A 16934-nucleotide genomic window follows, 5' to 3' on the forward strand; every position below is an offset into this window, starting at 1 on the left:
CGCTCGCCAGAGGGGCCCGGCGCCGCACACCTTCCTTACGCGCGTCCGGGCGAATTTCAAAGGGGGGCGTTGAAACTTGTGAAGCTCAGGCCTTCTGGATTGAGAATGGCTGCAGGGCCTGCTGCACCCGCAAAAGTTCTTCCTGCCGGATTTCGTGTCCGCCCTCGTGCCAGAAGAGATCGACCTGCGCTTGCTGTTCGCGAAAATACCCTGCCAGCCCCTCTGTCGCCTCTGCAGGTGCGATGGGATCGCGGCGGCCGGCTGTAATGAGGACAGACTTTCCGGCGAGGTCTGGCTGTGATGGCGGTGCGAAGGGGATCAGCGGATGCATCAGCATCGTTGCGTCAAAAAGCTTCGGATGACTGAACTGCACCGACGCTAGAATATTGGCGCCGTTTGAGTAACCGAGGCCGATTACGGACGATGGAGCACGCTCGGCAAGCTGCGCCTTAACGAAGTCGGCCATTGTTTCCGTGCGAGCCTTGAGGTCCTCCATGTCGTAGACTCCTTCGCCGGTCCGACGGAAGTAGCGCAACGCGCCACCTTCGGACACGTCACCGCGCGGTGCGATGATTGCTGCGCCTGGCAGAAGCTGCCCGGCAAGCTCGAAGAACTGATCCTCATCTCCGCCCGTACCGTGAAAGACGAAGAACATCGGCGCAGTGTGATCTGCGCCTTCCGACCTGCGAAACTGATAGCTGGACATATCTCTGATCCTTCTCTTGCAGCACAGGCCAATGTCGTGGCGCGAGACAGATGACGAAAGGCCAAGTTGTGTGACTGTGTGTTGCCAGCGATCGAACGACGCGTATCGAAGGAGCGTGCGATGACTATGACACTGTCGTCTTTCCCCCAAGGCGGTGCAGCCATCATTATCGGTAGCAGCGGGGGCATTGGCTCGGCGCTTCTCGAAGCGTTGCATGCATCGGCGCGTTTCGACGCTGTTATTGGCCTTTCCCGCACTTCGGAACCATCGATCGACCTAGCTGAGGAATCGACTATCGCCGCTGCAGCCGAGCATGTTGCAGGGCTGCAAGTGCCGGTGCGGCTCGTCGTCGTTGCGAGCGGGATTTTGCAAGGGCAGGGGATTGCGCCGGAGAAGACCTGGCGCCACCTCGATGCTGCAGCAATGCAGCGCAGCTTTCTGGTCAATGCGATCGGGCCGGCGCTGGTCGCCAAGCATTTCCTGCCGTTGCTGCCGCGCGAGGGCAAGGCCGTGTTCGCGGCCATTTCCGCAAAGGTCGGCAGCATCGGCGATAACCGGCTCGGTGGCTGGTACAGCTACCGGGCATCGAAGGCGGCGCTTAACCAGTTGCTGCGCACCGCCGCGATCGAATTGAGCCGCACCCGCCCAGACGCAATCTGCGCAACGCTTCATCCCGGTACGGTTGCGACGCCGCTGTCGCAGCCGTTCCGGGGTTCTGCACCATCAGTTGTCGACCCCGATGAGGCGGCGGTTCGGCTGCTTCATGTCATCGACAGACTGACGCCGGAGCAAACTGGACGGCTCGTTGATCATTCGGGAGAAATCCTGCCCTATTGAGTTCAGGGCCGCTGGGCGCCGGTCGCGCCGACGAACACCGAATAGACGGCCTGCGTCGAGGTAATGAACAACCTGTTCCGGCGTTCACCGCCAAACGTCAGGTTGGAGACCGATTGCGGAAGGTTGATGCGGCCCAGGAGCGTGCCGGCCGGATCATAGCAATTGATTCCGGCCCCGGCGCTCGTCCACAGATTGCCGTTCGTATCGAAACGAAAGCCGTCCGGAATACCAGTCTCGAGTTCGCAGAAAACCCGGCCATTGCTTAATGTCTTGCCGTCGGTATCGTAGCAGCGGATCACCGAGGCGCAGTCCGGATCATGGCTCTTGCCGCTGTCTGCGATGAAGAGTTGCGTTTCATCGATGGAGAAGGCCAGCCCGTTCGGCTTGGTGAAATCCTTGGTCACCACATCGAGCGTGTCGGTCTGCGGATCGTAGCGATAAACGAAGCACCCGTCCTGTTCCGGATCGGCCTTATAGCCTTCGTAGTCAGAGATGATTCCGTATGTCGGGTCGGTAAACCAGATCGTGCCGTCCGAACGCACCACGACATCGTTCGGTGAGTTCAGGCGCTTGCCCTGATGATGGCTTACGAGCGTCGTGATCGTACCGTCGGGCTCGGTGCGCAGCACGGCACGCGCTCCGTGAGAACACGAAACCATCCGCCCCTCAAGGTCACGGGTATTGCCGTTGACGTAGTTCGAGGGCTGTCGATACACCGTGACGCCGCTCTCTGGCACCCAGCGCAGCATTCGGTTGTTTGGAATATCGGACCAGATCAAATAGCCGCCATCATTGAACCAGACCGGTCCCTCTGACCATCGGCAGCCATCATATATGGTTTCGATCGCGGCAATCGGCACCGTCAGATCGTAAAACGCCTTCTCGTGAAATTCATACGTGTCGCCGGCGATCGCCATGCTTGTGCCCTCCGCTTTTGGCGCACATTGGCCAAGCCTGAGCAGGCTGGCAAGCACGATAAGAGGCTCTGGCGGCGCGGATTGACGGCTAACATGTCAGTGTCTAGAGCAATTGCCAGCTTCAGGGAGGACGCGGCATGCCACGGCTCGACAAGGTTTTGACGGTCGACGAGATGATGGCGCTCGCCAAGCGCCGGGTGCCCAAACAGTTCTTTCAATATGCCGACTCAGGATCGTGGACGGAGGGCACCTATCGCGCCAACAGCGCAGATTTCTCGAAGATTCTGCTGCGCCAGCGGGTCGCCGTAAACATCGACAACCGCGTTCATGAGACGCAGATGCTAGGAACAAGCGTCGCGATGCCTGTTGCGCTGGCGCCGACCGGGCTGACGGGCATGCAGTCGGCCGACGGTGAAATCAAGGCGGCGCGGGCTGCGGAAGCCTTTGGTGTGCCATTTACGCTATCCACCATGTCCATCTGTTCAATCGAGGATGTGGCCGAACACACAAGCGAGCCGTTCTGGTTCCAGCTCTACGTAATGCGCGATCGCGCCTTTATCGAGCGTCTTATCGATCGGGCACGGGCGGCAAAGTGTTCGGCGCTGGTGCTGACAGTCGATCTGCAGATTTCAGGACAACGCCACAAGGATTTGCGCAACGGGATGACGGCGCCTCCGAAAATGACGCCGAGATTTGTTGCGGAAATGGCGCTCAAGCCGCGCTGGGCGCTCGAAATGCTGCAAACGCGCCGGCATACATTCCGAAACGTTGTCGGACATGTCGACAGCGTCGGCGACCTGTCGGGGCTCGCGGCGTGGACGAACCGGCAGTTTGATCCGACGCTGCATTGGGGGGACATCAAGTGGATCAAGCAGCGCTTTGGCGGCCCGGTGATCGTCAAGGGCATTCTTGATGCCGAGGACGCGCGACAGGCGGTGGGGCATGGCGCGGACGCGATTATCGTCTCCAACCATGGCGGACGCCAACTCGACGGTGCGGCAAGCACGATCAGGGCGCTGCCTGAGATTGTCGATGCGGTCGGCAAGACCACGGAAGTTTATCTCGATGGCGGTGTCCGCTCGGGACAGGATATCATCAAGGCACTGGCCCTCGGAGCGCGCTCAACCTTTATCGGGCGGGCATTCTTGTGGGGGCTGGGCGCAGGGGGTGAGGCGGGGGTGACCCGCGTGCTCGAGATCATCCGCCGTGAGCTCGATATCACCATGGCGCTTTGCGGAGAGCGGGACGTTCGCGAGATCGGCCGGCACAATCTTTATTCGATTGATCTGCCGCCACGCACACTCCCCGGCCAGAGCGGGACCGCTCAGAAGACGGTCCCGCCCACCGGGTGATGTTACTGGCTCATTGCGGGCTGAAGGTCGGCAAGTGCCGCGTTGATCCGCTCGATCAGTGCATCGTCTGCCTGGGCAACCTGAAGAATCTCGTTGTATTCGTCGACGGCAATCCCGGGCGTTCCTTCGACTGCAGTTTCGATTTCCTCGTTGGCGGCCTGCATGATGGCCTGCTGATCTTCGGCTGATTGCGCGCCTTGCAGCTCTTCCTGCATGCCCTGGCCGATCTGGACCACCTCGATATAAGCGGCTGCGAAGGCCGAAATCGTCTCGTCGCTGAAATCGGCGGACTGTGCAGTGGTGGTGGCAGGAGCCTGCTCAACCATGCCTTGCGCAAGGGCCGGGGCGGCGACGCTGCCCAACATCGCAACGCTGAGCGCAGTAACGATCGCAGATTTTACAGTCTTGTTGGCCTGCATGATTATGAACCTTCTTCAGCTTTAAATAAGTTGTACCGCTTCTCGTCCCTTGCGTAAGCAAAGGGCGAGATCGTGTCTGACGCCAAAGAGCTAGCTGTCGAATTTGCTCACAACGTGTGCCGGAGAAGGCCATATTTTGACGCTCTTGGAGCATGCGATCACGGTTGAAACGCCGCAGGAGAGGTGAGGGCAAGCAAAAGTTAGGGTTAAGCCGCGCAGTTAATCCAGACTTAAGACTATTGGCGGATATTGGGCTAAGTTCGATGGCCAATTCTGCCAAACCCGAGGTATTCACATGCGCAAGTCTGTTGCGGCAATCATGGTGGCCGGCGCCGCCGTTTTCGCAGGCCCGGCATTCGCCGCCGACCTGCCATCGTATCCGCCTATCATCGAAGTTCCCGAACTGCCGCCCGTCGACAAGGATCTTGGCGGCGCTTTCTACCTGCGCGGCAGCGCTGCGTGGAACATCCACTGGACCAAGGACGTCGATGCCTATGACTGCGTCTGCGACGAAGTAAGCTTCCCGGTCGAGGATTGGGGATATGGCTACAGCTTCGGTGGTGGTTTCGGTTACGAGACCGGTACCGGCCTGCGCTTCGACGCCACTGTCGATTATCTGCAGAACGAGGGCAGCTCGATCACCAAGACCGGCTTCGGTGCTGGGGTTGATGGCGATTACAGCCTGAAGCTGCGCAGCACTATCGCGCTGGCCAACGTGTACTATGATTTCTCGCTGGGCGACGGCTTTGGCGGCTACGGCCACCACAAGGGCTACTCCGCCGGCGGCGGCGCGTTCGCCTATGTCGGTGCGGGCGCTGGTGTGGCGTTCAACAAGGTTTCGGTCGATGGCCCTGCCGGCAACCCGATCCCTGGCGGCGACAATGTCAGCCTGGCTGCGGCGGGCATGGTCGGTGTCGGCTACGATTTCGGCGCCTTCACCACGGATGTCGGCTATCGCGGCCTTTATATCTCCGAGGTCACCAACGATCAGCCGGCTCCGGCGGGCTTTTCCTCGGACAACAATTTCGTGCACGAAGTGCGCGGCACGGTGCGTTACAAGTTCTAGCACCCGCACACATCGCAGTTTTTGGAGCGGCGCCAATCGGCGCCGTTTCTCTTTTGTGGCGCGTGCCGCTAGAGTGCAGGCGATTCATGAAGGGGAAGAGGCATGAAGGCACTGATCATTGGCGCTGCGGGCATGGTGGGACGCAAGCTGACCGAGCGTCTCGCAAACCAGCCTGTGCTCGCCGGGCAAGCGCTCGATGCGCTGATGCTCGTCGATGTGATCGAGCCGCAGGCGCCGCAAGGTGCCGATTTCGCGGTCGAGACCCGCGCGCTAGACCTGTCGGAACCCGAGGCGGCGACAGCGCTGCTCGAGGAGCGGCCGGACATCATCTTTCACCTGGCGGCAATTGTGTCGGGCGAGTCGGAAGCGGATTTCGAGAAAGGCTACCGCATCAATCTCGATGGTACCCGCTATCTGTTCGAGGCGATCCGGCAGGCGCATGGTGCGGACGGCTACTGCCCGCGCGTTGTCTTCACCTCCTCGATTGCGGTGTTTGGCACACCGTTCCCCGAAGCCATAGGCGATGAGTTTCTCAACGCGCCGCTTACCAGTTACGGCACGCAAAAGGCGATCGGCGAGCTGTTGCTGGCCGATTATTCGCGCCGTGGTTTTTTCGATGGTATTGGCATCAGGCTGCCGACCATTGCGATCAGGCCCGGTGCGCCAAACAAGGCGGCATCCGGCTTCTTTTCAAGCATCATCCGCGAGCCGCTGGCCGGGCAGGAGGCAATCCTGCCAGTCGAGGAGAGCGTGCGGCACTGGTTTGCCAGCCCGCGCGCTGCAGTTGGCTTTTTGCTGCACGCGGCCGAGGTCGATACCACAAGCCTCGGCGCACGCCGCAGCCTCAGCATGCCGGGCGTTTCCGTGACCATTGCCGAAGAAATCGAGGCGCTGCGCCGCGCAGCCGGTGATAAAGCCGTTGCCCTGATCCGGCGCGAGCCTGATCCAACCATCATGAAGATCGTCGCTGGCTGGCCGCAGAACTTCGACCCACAGCGTGCGATTGGCCTCGGGTTTACGGCCGACCGGGATTTTGACGAGATCGTGCGCATCCATATCGAGGATGAGCTGTCCTGATCCGTCAGCCGATGGACGGACGCAGCATTTCGAAGGTCTCGGTCACCTCCGCGTAGTCGCCGCGATAGCCACAGCGGGCGATGGTGCCGGCTTTTGCGATGTCGAAGCGCCCGTCTATCAGCGCCGTTTCGGCGATATGGACGTAAACCACCTGGCCGAGCACCAGATGGGCCTCGAGGCCGTTGCCATCGAGATCGCTCAGGCGGTGAATGGCGGTAACCTTGCATTCGAGCGCGGCGAGCGCATTGGCAACGCGCGGCGCCGGAATGGCGCTGCAAGGCGTCTTTTCGAGTCCGGCCGCCTCGAACTCATCAACTTCGGCCGGATAGGCGCCGGATGTCTGGTTGACGGCCTCGGCCATGGCGCGCGTTGCGAGATTGAAGCAGAACACGCCAGTCGCCTCGATATTGGCGAGGCTGTGCTTTCGCCCCTCGCTCGAAAAGCCGATGATCGGCGGGCTGCTGACGAAGGCGTTGAAAAAGCTGTAGGGCGCCAGATTGGCCACGCCCTCGCTGTCCGTTGACGAGATCCAGCCGATCGGGCGCGGGGCGACGATGGCCTTGAACGGATCATGCGGCAGGCCGTGCCCCTCTGCCGGGTCGTAGCTGTGAAATTGCATCAGATCTGTTCGTATCCAGTCTCGAGGGCCGGGGCGTCGATATCGCGTTCGGCAACGAGATTGTCGTCGACCACAGTCAATCGCGCGACATGAATGCTTGTGGCCCGCGCCTCGGGCGTTTCCGGCGCCTTGTCTTCGGCCTCGTTCCAGCGCGGATGCGTGAAATAGTAGAGCGCCGCCCAGTCCCCCTGGGTCACTACATCGGCGTGACGCGCAAATCGCAGATCGTCTTCATGGGCGCCGGGCGCGCCGAGAATGACGCCCTGGCGCGTCCAGTTCTGTGCATCGCTGGACCGGTAGACCGCCTGGCCGTGCCATTCGTCGGTGATCATCCAGATCCAGCCGCCGAGCTTGAAAACGTTCGGTCCTTCATGCGGCGGCGCATCGGGGCTTCCCGCAATCACCATGCCTTCAGCCTGCCAATCATAGAGATTTTCGCTAGTGGCCGAATAGGTGCCGGAGCCGCGTGTCTCATCCTTGTACCACAGCCTGTAAAGGCCATCCGGACACAGAGCCACGGCAGCATCGATGGCGTTCGTTGTCGGTAGCGGAAGGGCACTGCGCCGTGTCCAGCTCGTCAGGTCAGGGCTGGTGAAATGGACGATATCGCGCGCGACCCCGGTGAAGCCGGTGGGCGTGCCCGGCATATAGGTCAGATACATATGGTATTCGCCGCGCCCCCAGATGACTTCCGGCGCCCAATGCGTGTTGAGGCCCTTATCCGCCGGCGCATCGAGCCCCTCGACCGTTCCGCGATAGTCAAAGCTCTGCCCGCCATCCACGGAGACCGCCAGCCCGATCGGGCTGCCATGGATCCATGACTGGTCTGCGTCGGCCAGATGCGCCCGGCGATTGGTGTAGAACATCCACCATTCATCGGTGCCATTGCGGTTGATGACTGTCGGATCCGCGGCGCCGTCAAATTCCGGGTCGCGATAAATCGGTGCGGACATGTCCGTTCCTTGTCGAGCGTTTTGGTCGACTGACATGTTAGCGCGGGAGCGTGAGCAAACAAGAGCGCCGTTGGAGCGCAAGCCGGTTGAGCAGCTTTCAGTCTGCTATTCAAACTGCGCAGACGAGCCGATATCGCACACCGAGTGCTTTGCTTTCCTGACCGATTGTTTCCAGCAATCGGTCAGGAAAAGCAGGTCGTCGGCAGTCGATAATTTGCATTATGGCGCGCCGCGTGCGCGCCATAAAAGAACTTGAACAGGCTTCAGCTATTTGCCGGGCGGGACGTCTCGCTCGTCCTCGATGGCATTCTTTTGGCCTTCACCCTTGGCGATTGCCGCCGTAGCGGGAATGCCATGGTAGCCGGAAATAGACTCGGCGCTCGCCATACCCGGAGCCTTGGATTCGCCACCGAGCATCTCGCGGGTGGCCTTCTCGATGCGATCGCCGATGGCTTTGTCGACATTGCGCCAATAGGCAAACGCGCGCTTGAGGATCGGCTCGCTCACCCCTTTGGCAAGGTGCCCGGCGACGTTGTCCACGAAACGGTCACGCTGAGCATCGTCCATGACCTCACGCACCAGCGCGCCGGGCTGGCTCCAGTCGTCGTCGTTTTCACGCAATGTATAGGCCGAGCGGACCATTTCGCCATCGGCCATCCAGGTGGCTTCGCCACCGACTTCCGGCTGTGCGCCTGGGCCGCCATAGGAATTGGGGGCATAGACCGGATCGACAGCGTTGACTGTCCGGCCCTGTCCCGCGCGCGAATAGGAATGCACTTCCGCGGCCTTGGCCTGATTGACGGGGATCTGCTTGTAGTTGACGCCGAGACGGGCGCGGTGGGCGTCCGCATAGGAAAAGCCGCGCGCCAGAAGCATCTTGTCAGGGCTAAGGCCGATTCCCGGCACCATATTGTTAGGCTCGAATGCCAGCTGCTCGATCTGTGTGTCCCAATCCATCGGATTGGTATCGAGCGTCAGCTTGCCGACCTCGATCAACGGATAATCCTCATGCGGCCAGGTCTTGGTGAGGTCGAACGGGTTGATCCGATAGGTCTTGGCATCTTCGAACGGCATCACCTGGAACTTCAGCGTCCAGGTCGGGAATTCGCCTTTGGCGATGTGATCAAACAGATCGCGACGGTGATAATCACCGTCCTGCCCGGCCATGTTGTCTGCCTGCTCTTGTGTCAGGTGCGCGTTGCCGTCACCGAGATCGCTGTGGAAGTGCCACTTCACCCAGAACTTCTCGCCCGCCTCGTTGATGAGCATGTAGGTGTGGCTGCCATAGCCGTTCATTTCGCGCCAGTTCTTGGGCACGCCGCGATCGCCCATCAGATAAGTAACCTGGTGCGCGCTTTCGGGGCTGAGAGTCCAGAAGTCCCACTGCATGTCATGGTCGCGCAGGCCATTATCGGCGCGGCGTTTCTGACTGCGGATGAAGTGCTGGAACTTCATCGGATCACGGATGAAGAAGATCGGCGTGTTGTTGCCGACCATGTCGAAATTGCCATCTTCCGTATAGAACTTCACCGAAAACCCGCGTGGATCCCGCCAGGTGTCGGGGCTGCCGCGCTCGCCCGCAACAGTGGAGAAGCGTACGGCCGTTTCCACTTTCGATCCGGGTTGCAGGAAATTCGCCTTGGTATACTTGCTGACGTCCGCAGTGACCTCAAACCGGCCGAATGCTCCGCTTCCCTTGGCGTGCGGCTGCCTTTCGGGAATCCGTTCACGATTGAAGTTCGCCATCTGCTCGATCAGGTAATGATCGTTGAGCACGATGGGACCATTTGGCCCTATGGACAGTGAATGCTCGTCGCTTTGGGCCGGAATGCCTGCATCGGTGGTGGTTCTGGGGAAAGTCTTGTCAGCCATTGGGGTGCCCTTGTAATGCGCGCTTGAGGGAGAGCATGGCAAACGGAAGGCGAAGCGGCAAGTTCCGTTCCGATGACTTCCGTCGGCCATTGATCGGTGCCATCGCGGTTGATGACTGTAGGATCAGCTGGGTCGTCCGAACTGGGGTGGATACGGAATAGCCGCTCATGTTGCCTCGTGGCGCAGAAGCAAACCCCAGCGGCCTGCGAGGCAAAACCGCTCGGAGGGAAGTTATTTTGGATGCATTAACTGCCAACCGAGCCATCGCACCACTTGAGTTGGGCAAAATCTCAGCAGTCATACCGCTGGCTGGCGGCAGTGCGGACGTGTTCAGGCTCGACCTCGATACAGACATTGCGCTCGTCTTGAAAGTTTACCAAGACGACGAAACCAAGATCGTCGGCAGCGACAGTTACGCCACTGCGCGTGCACATGCCATCGGTCTCCCCGTGACCCGATACCTGCTGGTCGACTATTCCCGGACCCGTCTGCCATTTCGGTATGTGATCACCAACTTCCTGCCTGGCCAAGCCGCCGGAAGCCTGCGAAACCATCGCGACATCGCCAGCCTTTATAAGCAAATGGGAAACCTACTGAGGTCTGTGCACACCATAGGCATGCCGGCCTACGGTCGTTTCGACGCAGACGGAATTGCTGACCCGGTCAGCACCAACGCTGTATTCGTTCGCAATCGGCTCGATAGCGCGTTGAGCCGATTTATGGACTATGGCGCGGATCCAGAGCTTGCATCGCGTCTGCGCGACATTGCCGAATCCGATTTCGATGCCGTCGTTCCGCATAGCCGCGGCGCAGTCCTGGCACACGATGACCTGCATCCCAACAACGTCCTGGTCACCGAGACCGATGGTCTGCTCCACCTCAGCGGCCTGATTGACTTCGGCAATGCTCACGCAGCCGATGCCATATCCGACTTAGCCAAATGCCTGTTCTGTTCGGAGCACGACGCTCCCGGCAGCGCACCATATATCTTGGAGGGCTACGGCCCGATGGATCACCCCACCCCCTCGCGCGCCTTGGCCCTCTACACTTTGCTGCATCGCCTCACGATGTGGTCCTGGCTGCGCCGCGTCGGTGTGCTCCCGACGCCGGACGCGCCCATCGACATTATGGACGACCTCAAACGCACAGCCAGAGCGGGCTAAATGACACCTGACATCGCAATGACATACGACACAACACTTGGTGCTGTGATCGTCCGCTTTCCGGACACGGTGACGGAAGAGCAAATGCGCCGGTGGGTAGCGGCGCTCCCGGGTGATCTAGCGGTATTAGAAGGAAATTCTTCAAGCATTCTTCTCGACACAAACCGCCACCAATTTGAAAACATGGAATGTCTCAGGCTCCTGCGCTGCGCGCTTGAGAGCGATCAGGTTCGAAAGGCGATAAGAAGGGTGGCGTTTGTCCAGCCCGAGTCGTTCAGGCTTCCCGCTGTGGTCAGCGCTGAGGAAGCCTACTTCTCTACCTTTCAAGACGCATATACTGCTCTCAAAAACGATGAATGGTAATTCGCGGCTCAAACCCGCGAGCAGGACCTTGCCGGGCGGCACCGAGTGGATACGCGAGCGACAAGAGCAGGAAGCCGCAGAGCGCTAATCTGCTGCGGTGGGTACCGGCCCCAAGGCGCCTATGCATGCGGCGCAGCGCTTCACCACAACTCTACTCGCCTATTGCGCTTTTGAAGTGCCTCGGATACACCCGCCGGCAGGACACCTCTCCCTAACGAGAGGCATCGACCTGGGAGGGTCGCACATGACAGAGATCTACGCTGCGCCGGCAGAATTTCCGGCCAATCCCAATTTTTCGTCGGGCCCCTGTGCCAAGCGTCCGGGCTGGACGGTTGAGGCGCTGGCCAATGCGCTTGTCGGGCGGTCGCACCGTTCGAAGCCGGCCAAGGAGCGGATCCAGCGGGCGCTGGACCTGACGCGCGAACTGCTCGCCGTCCCCGAAGATTACCTCATCGGCATTGTTCCCGCGTCCGATACCGGCGCGGTCGAGATGTTCCTGTGGTCGGCTCTTGGCGCGCGTGGCGTCGATATGCTGGCCTGGGAAAGCTTCGGCGAAGGCTGGGTGACGGATGTCGAAAAGCAGCTCAAGCTCGAAGATGTGCGCGTTCTCAAGGCGCCTTACGGCGAACTGCCCAATCTGGCAGAGGTCGATTTCTCGCGCGATGTGGTCTTTACCTGGAACGGCACCACATCGGGTGTGCGCGTGCCGAATGCCGACTGGATTCCGGCTGACCGCGAGGGGCTGACGATCTGCGATGCGACCTCCGCCGCATTCGCTCAGAAGCTCGATTTCCCCAAGCTCGATGTCGTGACCTTCTCCTGGCAGAAGGCGCTGGGCGGCGAGGCTGCGCACGGCGTGCTGATCCTGTCGCCGCGTGCCGTCGAGCGGCTCGAAAGCTTCAAGCCTGACCGGCCATTGCCGAAGATCTTCCGCATGACCAAGGGCGGCAAGCTCAACACGACGATTTTCGAAGGCGCCACCATCAACACGGTTTCGATGCTGTGCATCGAAGACGCGATCGATGCAATGGAGTGGGGCCAGGAGATCGGCGGGCTCGAAGCCATGCAGGCGCGTGCCGATGCCAACTACAAGGTTGTGGCGGACTGGGTGGAGAAGACCGATTGGGTCGATTTTCTCGCGAAGGATCCGGCGACGCGCTCGAACACATCGGTCTGCCTCGTCATCTCCGATCCGCAGATTACCGCGCTCGATGAGAAGAAGCAGGGCGAGGTGGCCAAGGCGATCGTCCGCCGGCTCGATAATGCCGGGGTCGCCTATGACATCGGCGCTTATCGCGATGCCCCCTCGGGGCTGCGCATCTGGTGCGGTTCGACGGTCGAAGCGTCGGATCTCTCAGCGCTGATGCCGTGGCTGGACCATGCCTTTGCAGTCGAGAAGTCGGCGATACTCGATACCCCTTCAGAATAGACCCAGTTGAGTGCGGTTCTTGCCCGGCCAGAGCTTCGGCTCGCCGGCGGCCGCGTGATGACGCGCGTCCCAGCGCAGGCAAATTCCCAGGAAAATTCCCATGCCCAAGGTTCTCGTTTCCGACAAGCTTTCCCCCACCGCCGTCCAGGTGTTCAAGGACAATGGCGTCGAGGTCGACTATCAGCCCGATCTCGGCAAGGACAAGGACAAGCTGCTTGAAGTCATCGGCCAGTACGATGGTCTCGCGATCCGTTCCGCTACCAAGGTGACCGAAAAGGTCATTGCAGCCGCCACCAACCTCAAGGTGATCGGCCGCGCCGGTATCGGTGTCGACAATGTCGATATTCCGCTGGCGACGAAGAAGGGCATCATTGTGATGAACACGCCCTTCGGCAATTCCATTACCACGGCAGAGCATGCCATCTCGATGATGCTGTCGCTTGCACGCCAGATTCCGGAAGCGGATGCCTCGACGCGCGCTGGCAAGTGGGAAAAGAACCGCTTCATGGGTGTCGAGGTCACTAACAAGACGTTGGGCATCATCGGTTGTGGCAATATCGGCACCATCGTCGCCGACCGCGCCCAAGGCCTCAAGATGCGCGTTCTGGCGTTCGATCCGTTCCTCACGGCGGACCGTGCGGTCGAGATTGGCGTTGAAAAGGTCGAGCTCGACGACCTCCTCGCTCGCGCCGATTTCATTACCCTTCATACGCCGCTGACCGACCAGACCCGCAACGTGCTGTCGGCGGAGGCAATCGGCAAGGCCAAGAAGGGCGTCAGGATCATCAACTGCGCCCGTGGCGGGCTCGTTGACGAGGCGGCGCTGGCCGAGGCGCTCAAATCCGGCCATGTGGCCGGTGCTGCGCTCGACGTATTCCTCGAGGAACCGGCCACCGCCAATCCGCTGTTCGATTTGCCGAACGTCATCTGCACGCCGCACCTTGGTGCGTCGACCAGTGAAGCGCAGGAGAATGTCGCGGTGCAGGTTGCCGAGCAGATCTCGGCCTATCTGATGACCGGCGAGATCACCAACGCCCTGAACTTCCCCTCGATCTCGGCAGAAGAAGCGCCGCGGATCACGCCGTTCGTCAAGCTCGCCGAGGCATTGGGCTCTTTTGCCGGGCAACTGACCGAAACCTCGATCACCGGGGTTCGGATCGAGTTCGAGGGTGACGTCGCCGACCTCAACACCCGCCCGATGGTCGCTGCTGCTCTCACCGGTGCGCTCAAGCCGCTGCTGGCGGATGTCAACATGGTCTCGGCGCCGCAGATCGCCAAGGATCGCGGCATGCAGGTCGAGACGATCACCCGCGAACAGCAGGGCGCCTATGACAGCTATATCCGCTTCACGGTGATCACCGAGCGCCAGGAGCGCAGCGTTGCCGGAACGCTGTTCGCCAGCGGCAAGCCGCGCATCATCCAGGTCAAGGGCATCAACATGGAGGCGGAAGTCACCCCCTACATGCTCTACGTCACCAACCTCGACAAGCCCGGACATATCGGGCGTCTCGGTACGCTGCTCGGCGAACTCGGCATCAACATCGCCAACTTCAATCTCGGCCGCACGGAGCAGGGCGGCGATGCCATCGCGCTGGTTTCGATTGATGGCACTTTGACTGACGACCAGTTGAGCCGGATCTCCGCGCTCGAGGACGTCAAGCAGGCCAAGGCGCTGAAGTTCAACCTATAGGACACTCTTGCGTTGGCGGCTGGATGAGCCGCCAACGCTACCGACCGACCGATCGGCGCGCGGCCCATTCGGCCAGAACGATGCCGATGGCGATCAACGCTCCGGCGATCAGGTGGAAACCTTCGAGCTGTTCGCCGAGCACCAGCACTGCACCGAGCGTTCCGAATAGCGGGATCAGGTTGATGAAGAGGCTCGCGCGGTTGGGGCCGATGAGCTCAACGCCTCTGACGTAGAGCAACTGCGAGAAGATCGACGGGAAGATCAGAACGTAAACAACGATCATCCATCCCGTCGGTGTCGCGGCCAGGATGCCGGACCACAACCCGCCAAGCCCGCCTCCGAGTAAAAATTGATAGACAAAAGCGCCGAGAAGCGCGCCGGAGAAGGTCGCGACCAGAAAGCTCAGCCAGCCGACAGCCGGCCGGAACCGCAGGGTCAGCGAATAGCTGGCATAAACAAGGCATGCGAGCAGCACGATGCCGTCGCCAATATTGATGTCGAGTTCCAGAAGCCTTGTCGGATCGCCGTGCGTCGCGGTGATCGCAACGCCGATAATGGTGAGAACCACGCCGACAATCTGCAGGAAGCGCACGCGCACGCGGAACAGCACGAAATTGCCGAGCATGACGATGATGTTCACCATCACCTGCTCGATCGCGATATTCACCCCTGAGGTGTAGTACGCCGACAAATAGATCAGAATGTTGAAGGTCGCGTAGCCGATCGCGCCGTAAAACAGCAGCAGCGGCCATTTCTCGCGGATACGGGGGAAATCCGTCCGCATCTGGCGCTGCGCGAACGGCAGAACGCATAGCAGGGCACCCGCCCAGCGCAGGACTGTTAGCGTATACGGGTCAATTTCGCCGACAGCGATCTTGCCCGCCACGGTGTTGCCGCCCCAGAACGCCGCCGTCATACACAGAATCAACACCGGCTGATCGAACAGGCGGGCAAAAATGCCCTTGGGCTGGCTGGACGTCGGCTTTGTCATGAGGAAACTTGTGATGTAAGGAACGTCGCACTTAACAGCAATTCGGCGCGTGGCAAACCGCGACGGGGGTTACGGAATCAAGTACGGAGGCGGCTGGGGGCATTCTTGCCGCCACACAGGTTGCGCCTTGAGGCAGGGAATTTGCAATGGCAAATGTTGTAGTCGTCGGCTCCCAATGGGGTGACGAGGGCAAGGGTAAGATTGTCGACTGGCTATCCGAGCGGGCCGACGTGGTGGTGCGCTATCAGGGTGGCCACAATGCCGGGCACACGCTGGTCATCGATGGGGTGAGTTACAAGCTGTCCCTTCTGCCATCGGGCGTCGTGCGCGGCAAATTGTCGGTCATCGGCAATGGCGTGGTGGTGGACCCGCACCATTTCGTCGAAGAGGTGAAAAAGCTCGCCGATCAAGGCATCACCATTTCTCCCGAAGTGCTGCGCATTGCGGAAAACGCGCCGCTAATCCTGTCATTGCACCGGGAACTCGATGGCATTCGCGAGAACGCCAATTCCGGGCTCAAGATCGGCACCACTCGTCGTGGCATTGGTCCGGCTTATGAAGACAAGGTCGGACGGCGGGCTATCCGGGTGATGGATCTGGCCGAGCCCGACACGCTGATGTCGAAGATCGAGCGTTTGTTGACCCACCATAATGCGCTCAGGCGCGGCATGGGGATTGATGAGCTTTCCGCCGATGCACTGCATGACGAACTGATGCAGGTGGCCGACAAGATTCTGCCCTATATCGACCGTGTCTGGTACCAGCTCGACCAGCAGCGCCGCGCTGGCGCGCGCATCCTTTTCGAAGGCGCGCAGGGTGCTTTGCTCGATAACGACCACGGCACCTATCCCTTCGTCACCTCTTCGAACACAGTCGCCGGGCAGGCTGCCGCCGGCTCGGGGCTTGGTCCGACCGCCATCGACTATGTGCTCGGCATCACCAAGGCCTATACGACCCGCGTCGGCGAGGGACCTTTCCCGACGGAAGATCATGGCGAGATCGGCAACTTTCTCGGCACGCGCGGACACGAGTTCGGCGTCGTTACCGGGCGCAAGCGCCGCTGCGGCTGGTTCGATGCGGTTCTGGTGCGCCAGACGGTGAAGACCTCGGGCATTACCGGCATTGCGCTGACAAAGCTCGATGTGCTCGATGGGCTGGACGAGATCAAGGTTTGCGTCGGCTATGAGCTCGATGGCGAGCGAATTGACTACCTGCCTGCCTCAATGGGAGCACAAGAGCGGGTTACCCCGATCTATGAAACGCTTCAGGGCTGGTCGGAGACGACTGCCGGCGCGCGCAGTTGGGCGGAGTTGCCGGCACAGGCGGTCAAGTATGTCCGCTATATCGAGGAGTTGATCGGTGCGCCCGTGGCGATGCTATCAACAAGCCCGGAGCGATTGGACACGATCCTGGTCCATGACCCGTTCCAAGATTGAGTTTTTTTGTTACAACTTGGCGGCGAGCGTGAGTATCAAGTAGC

The 16934-nt window shown here is 60.6% G+C and carries 16 protein-coding genes; 9 read left to right on the forward strand and 7 right to left on the reverse strand.

From position 1 onward, the window contains the following. Positions 1-85: 85 nt before the first annotated feature. Entirely contained in the window at positions 86-706 is a 621-nt protein-coding gene (locus IE127_RS12505; protein ID WP_189425983.1) for an alpha/beta hydrolase, read from the reverse strand. A 120-nt stretch (positions 707-826) separates the two neighbouring features. Here IE127_RS12505 and IE127_RS12510 point away from each other — a divergent pair, with 120 nt between their 5' ends. After that, entirely contained in the window at positions 827-1543 is a 717-nt protein-coding gene (locus IE127_RS12510) for an SDR family NAD(P)-dependent oxidoreductase (protein WP_189425984.1), read from the forward strand. Between the two features lie 2 nt (positions 1544-1545). Here IE127_RS12510 and IE127_RS12515 read toward each other — a convergent pair whose 3' ends face one another. Then, entirely contained in the window at positions 1546-2460 is a 915-nt protein-coding gene (locus IE127_RS12515; protein ID WP_189425985.1) for an SMP-30/gluconolactonase/LRE family protein, read from the reverse strand. A 137-nt stretch (positions 2461-2597) separates the two neighbouring features. Here IE127_RS12515 and IE127_RS12520 point away from each other — a divergent pair, with 137 nt between their 5' ends. Further along, positions 2598-3812, forward strand: a complete 1215-nt coding sequence (locus IE127_RS12520; protein ID WP_189425986.1) for an alpha-hydroxy acid oxidase — start codon at positions 2598-2600, stop codon at positions 3810-3812. 2 nt (positions 3813-3814) lie between these two features. On the opposite strand, the gene IE127_RS12525 is transcribed toward IE127_RS12520, so the two are convergent. Further along, complete coding sequence (locus IE127_RS12525; protein ID WP_189425987.1) at positions 3815-4231, reverse strand: DUF4168 domain-containing protein; 417 nt, start codon at positions 4229-4231, stop codon at positions 3815-3817. A gap of 295 nt (positions 4232-4526) precedes the next feature. Between IE127_RS12525 and IE127_RS12530 the strand changes: the two genes are divergently transcribed. Together IE127_RS12530 and denD are read left to right on the forward strand one after the other, a co-directional pair. Further along, positions 4527-5297, forward strand: coding sequence for an outer membrane protein (locus IE127_RS12530; RefSeq protein ID WP_189425988.1), 771 nt, complete (start codon positions 4527-4529; stop codon positions 5295-5297). Between the two features lie 102 nt (positions 5298-5399). Continuing rightward, positions 5400-6374: a D-erythronate dehydrogenase gene (denD, locus tag IE127_RS12535; protein WP_189425989.1), complete on the forward strand. Its 975-nt coding sequence runs from the start codon at positions 5400-5402 to the stop codon at positions 6372-6374. Between the two features lie 4 nt (positions 6375-6378). On the opposite strand, the gene IE127_RS12540 is transcribed toward denD, so the two are convergent. The 3 genes from IE127_RS12540 to IE127_RS12550 form a co-directional block, all read right to left on the reverse strand. Continuing rightward, a complete protein-coding gene (locus tag IE127_RS12540; protein ID WP_210310506.1) occupies positions 6379-6996 on the reverse strand; it encodes a flavin reductase family protein in 618 nt (205 codons plus the stop codon). Continuing rightward, a complete protein-coding gene (locus IE127_RS12545) occupies positions 6993-7946 on the reverse strand; it encodes a glycoside hydrolase family protein (protein WP_189425991.1) in 954 nt (317 codons plus the stop codon). Before IE127_RS12545 ends, IE127_RS12540 begins: the two co-directional genes overlap by 4 nt. Positions 7947-8213: 267 nt before the next feature. Continuing rightward, positions 8214-9818 (reverse strand): catalase, encoded by a 1605-nt coding sequence (locus IE127_RS12550; protein WP_189425992.1) that lies wholly within the window; start codon positions 9816-9818, stop codon positions 8214-8216. A gap of 167 nt (positions 9819-9985) precedes the next feature. On the opposite strand from IE127_RS12550, the gene IE127_RS12555 reads away from it, so the two are divergent. From IE127_RS12555 to serA, 4 genes are all read left to right on the forward strand, one after another. Then, complete coding sequence (locus IE127_RS12555) at positions 9986-10981, forward strand: phosphotransferase family protein (RefSeq protein WP_189425993.1); 996 nt, start codon at positions 9986-9988, stop codon at positions 10979-10981. Further along, positions 10982-11344: a hypothetical protein gene (locus IE127_RS12560; RefSeq protein WP_189425994.1), complete on the forward strand. Its 363-nt coding sequence runs from the start codon at positions 10982-10984 to the stop codon at positions 11342-11344. Between the two features lie 244 nt (positions 11345-11588). After that, positions 11589-12773, forward strand: a complete 1185-nt coding sequence (locus IE127_RS12565; protein ID WP_189425995.1) for a phosphoserine transaminase — start codon at positions 11589-11591, stop codon at positions 12771-12773. A gap of 100 nt (positions 12774-12873) precedes the next feature. Then, positions 12874-14463: a phosphoglycerate dehydrogenase gene (gene serA / locus IE127_RS12570; RefSeq protein WP_189425996.1), complete on the forward strand. Its 1590-nt coding sequence runs from the start codon at positions 12874-12876 to the stop codon at positions 14461-14463. A gap of 37 nt (positions 14464-14500) precedes the next feature. Here serA and IE127_RS12575 read toward each other — a convergent pair whose 3' ends face one another. After that, positions 14501-15454, reverse strand: a complete 954-nt coding sequence (locus tag IE127_RS12575; protein ID WP_189425997.1) for a DMT family transporter — start codon at positions 15452-15454, stop codon at positions 14501-14503. Between the two features lie 146 nt (positions 15455-15600). Between IE127_RS12575 and IE127_RS12580 the strand changes: the two genes are divergently transcribed. Beyond that, positions 15601-16890, forward strand: coding sequence for an adenylosuccinate synthase (locus tag IE127_RS12580; protein WP_189425998.1), 1290 nt, complete (start codon positions 15601-15603; stop codon positions 16888-16890). Positions 16891-16934: the final 44 nt, after the last annotated feature.

Origin of the sequence: Devosia pacifica, assembly GCF_014652635.1 — a bacterium.
GTDB lineage: Bacteria > Pseudomonadota > Alphaproteobacteria > Rhizobiales > Devosiaceae > Devosia > Devosia pacifica.